Below are 3130 nucleotides of genomic sequence, written 5' to 3'. Positions count from 1 at the left end.
CGCCGTGCCCGCTTCCGGGGGCCGCTGGGGGCTGCGGGGGGGGGGCCGGGGGGGCTCTGGGCGGTTTTGGGGGCGGGGTGGCGGCGCCCGCGGCCCCCACTACCGGGTTCTCCGCCGGGCATGGCCCGACGCTACCGGTGCGCGCCGAAGTACATCCACGCCCTGCGTGGCTTCGCCCTGCCGGACGGCGTCAGTTGCAGGCCTTGCCTTCCACCTGCAGCTGCGCGGCGAACATCGTCACCTGCGGAATCTTGCCGGCGGCGGCCTGCTTCTTTGCTTCTTCCAGATAGATGCGCGACTGCCCCTGGCCGTCCAGCGACTGGCGGTTGTCGACCGGCAGACGCCACACCCGCACCACCGCCTGCTGTGCCGGGCACGTCGCGCTGGGCACGCGGATCACGTCATTGAGCTTCCAGCCCTTGTCGACAGCGGGCTGCGCCTTGGCGAAGTCGACAAAACGAGCGCGCGGCTGGCACTGCTCGCTGGTACGGACCACGGCGAATCGATACGGCTCGGCAGCCTGGCCGGTGAAGGCGCCCTCCAGCCGCGCACAGGCTTCGGGAATCTGCCGCAGCGTGTGTACCGCTCCCACCGCCTGCGGCGCACCCACCGCGCGTTGCAGTTCCGGGGTCTCGGCGGCAGATGCAGGCATTGCAGGCACAAGGGCGGCAAGCATCAACAGGGACAGACGCATGGGAGGGTCTCCTTCAGGACTGAGCGCAGGCTTGCAGAGGAAGGCTTAACAGGGTGCAAAGGCGCGTCGGTGGAGGGGCAAGCGCTGCGCCTTCCACGCACGGCGCTACCATCCGGGCGCATGTGCACGCATACTGCGGCCACCAGGGAATGCTGAACACCGCCATACGTCGGACGACCGCCACGGTCGGCACGGGTTGGTTCCAGGCTGCAGCCCGTCGTCCCCCTCGTGGTGAAGTTCATCGCCACTGGATGCTCATCATCCATTCTGCGGAGGGGTCTAATGCTGGAACGTCACGGGCTGTCATTGGCGCTGGGCTGCGCCATTCTCGCGATCCTGTTCGGAATCGTCTCGGCGCGCTGGATCCTGCGCCAACCCACCGGCAATGAGCGCATGGTCGCGATCGCCACCGCGATCCAGGAGGGCGCACGCGCCTATCTGAACCGCCAGTACCTGACCATCGGCATCGCTGGCGCGGTGTTGTTCGTGCTCGTAGGCGTGTTCCTGAGCTGGTACACCGCTGTCGGCTTCGCGGTGGGTGCGGTGCTGTCCGGCGTTGCCGGCTACATCGGCATGAACGTGTCGGTGCGCGCCAACGTGCGGACCGCTGAAGCCGCACGCAACGGCATCAGCGCCGCGATGGACGTAGCGTTCCGTGGAGGTGCGATCACCGGCATGCTGGTGGTCGGCCTGGGCCTGCTGGGCGTGGCCGGCTATTACGCCCTGCTGCTGCGGCTCGGGCTGCAGATGGACCAGGCGCTGCATGCGCTGGTCGGCCTGGCCTTCGGCTCTTCCCTGATCTCGATCTTCGCGCGCCTGGGCGGCGGCATCTTCACCAAGGGCGCCGACGTCGGCGCCGACCTGGTCGGCAAGGTCGAAGCCGGCATTCCCGAAGACGATCCGCGCAACCCGGCGGTGATCGCCGACAACGTCGGCGACAACGTCGGCGACTGCGCCGGCATGGCCGCCGATCTGTTCGAAACCTACGCGGTCACGGTGATCGCAACCATGCTGCTGGGCAGCCTGATGCTCGCCGAAGCCGGCGCCAACGCCGTGCTGTATCCGCTGGTGCTGGGAGGCGTGTCGATCATCGCATCGATCATCGGCGCGCTGTTCGTCAAGGTGAAGCCCGGTGGCTCGATCATGGGGGCCCTGTACAAGGGCGTGATCGTGTCGGGTGTTCTGGCGGCGATCGCCTTCTACCCGATCACCACGGGGCTGATGCCCGACAACGTGCACGGTCCATTGGCGCTGTATGGCTGCGCCCTCATCGGCCTGGTCCTGACCGGCCTGATCGTCTGGATCACCGAGTACTACACCGGTACCCAGTACAAGCCGGTGCAGCACGTCGCCCAGGCGTCGACCACCGGACATGGCACCAACATCATCGCCGGCCTCGGCATCTCGATGAAGTCCACCGCGCTGCCGGTGGTGGCGGTCTGTGCCGCGATCTGGGGCGCCTACGCGCTGGGCGGCCTGTACGGCATCGCCATCGCCGCTACTGCCATGCTGTCGATGGCCGGCATGATCGTGGCCCTCGACGCCTACGGACCGATCACCGACAACGCGGGCGGCATCGCGGAGATGGCCGAACTGCCCTCGGAGATCCGGGACATCACCGATCCGCTTGACGCGGTGGGCAACACCACCAAGGCCGTGACCAAGGGCTATGCGATCGGCTCGGCGGCGCTGGCGGCGCTGGTGCTGTTCGCCGACTACACACACAACCTGCAGGCGGCGAACCCCGGGCAGGAGTTCCGCTTCGACCTCAGTGACCACACGGTGATCATCGGCCTGCTGATCGGCGGCCTGATTCCGTACCTGTTCGGCGCGATGGCCATGGAGGCGGTGGGTCGGGCCGCAGGCGCGGTGGTGGAGGAAGTGCGCCGGCAGTTCCGCGACATCCCCGGCATCATGCAGGGCACCGGCAAGCCGCAGTACGACAAGGCCGTGGACATGCTGACCCGTTCTGCGATCCGCGAGATGATCCTGCCCTCGCTGCTGCCGGTGGTGGTGCCGGTGGTGGTCGGCCTGCTGCTGGGCCCACGCGCACTGGGGGGCCTGCTGATCGGCACGATCGTCACCGGCCTGTTCGTGGCGATTTCGATGACGACCGGCGGCGGTGCCTGGGACAACGCCAAGAAGTACATCGAGGATGGCCACTTCGGCGGCAAGGGCAGCGAAGCGCACAAGGCCGCGGTGACCGGCGACACGGTCGGCGACCCGTACAAGGACACGGCCGGGCCGGCGATCAATCCGCTGATCAAGATCATCAACATCGTGGCGCTGCTGCTGGTGCCGCTGCTGTAGCGGATCGGTGGGGGCCGGGGCGGGGGCCCGGGCCCCCCCCCCCCCCCGCCCCCCCCGGGGCCCGCCCCCCCCCCCCCCCCCCGGGGCCCGCCCAACCCCCCCGGGCCCCCAAGGGGGGGGGCCCCC

The 3130-nt window shown here is 68.9% G+C and carries 2 protein-coding genes; one reads left to right on the top strand and one right to left on the bottom strand.

Annotated elements, in window-relative coordinates:
- Window positions 1–190: 190 nt before the first annotated feature.
- Window positions 191–694 (bottom strand): hypothetical protein, encoded by a 504-nt coding sequence (locus tag ACVOME_RS18605; RefSeq protein WP_111186796.1) that lies wholly within the window; start codon window positions 692–694, stop codon window positions 191–193.
- Between the two features lie 282 nt (window positions 695–976).
- Between ACVOME_RS18605 and ACVOME_RS18600 the strand changes: the two genes are divergently transcribed.
- A complete protein-coding gene (locus ACVOME_RS18600; protein WP_481505391.1) occupies window positions 977–3004 on the top strand; it encodes a sodium-translocating pyrophosphatase in 2028 nt (675 codons plus the stop codon).
- Window positions 3005–3130: the final 126 nt, after the last annotated feature.

The sequence above is a fragment of the Stenotrophomonas sp. STEN008 genome, from assembly GCF_056760435.1.
This window is presented reverse-complemented; position numbering and strand designations above follow the sequence as displayed.